Origin of the sequence: Streptomyces sp. SID14478, assembly GCF_010548525.1 — a bacterium.
In the GTDB taxonomy this organism is placed as follows: Bacteria; Actinomycetota; Actinomycetes; order Streptomycetales; family Streptomycetaceae; genus Streptomyces.
Map to the genome: position 1 here is coordinate 1 of NZ_JAAGMG010000865.1, position 270 is coordinate 270.

1 pseudogene is annotated in these 270 nt (G+C 69.3%); it reads left to right on the plus strand.

Annotated elements, in window-relative coordinates:
* Positions 1–121: 121 nt before the first annotated feature.
* Positions 122–270, plus strand: a pseudogene (locus G3I40_RS47410) (serine protease); the annotation flags it as partial.

Consider the following 270-nt stretch of genomic DNA (forward strand, 5'->3'; position numbering starts at 1 on the left):
ACCGTCCGCGCGACACGCACGCCTTCCACTCTCGGGCCGCCGCGCGCTGTGCGGTCGACCACATGTGGGCCAGGTGGCGGAACCAGCAGGGGCCACGTGGTCGTTTGTTACCGATATGGACCTGCACATACTCGACGGGGCACTGATCGTGCTGGCGCTCGCCTACGCCGTGTCCGGATACCGGCGCGGGCTGCTGACCGGCTGCGTCTCGCTGGCCGGATTCGTCGGCGGCGCGATCGTCGGCGTCTGGCTGCTGCCCTTCGTGATGGA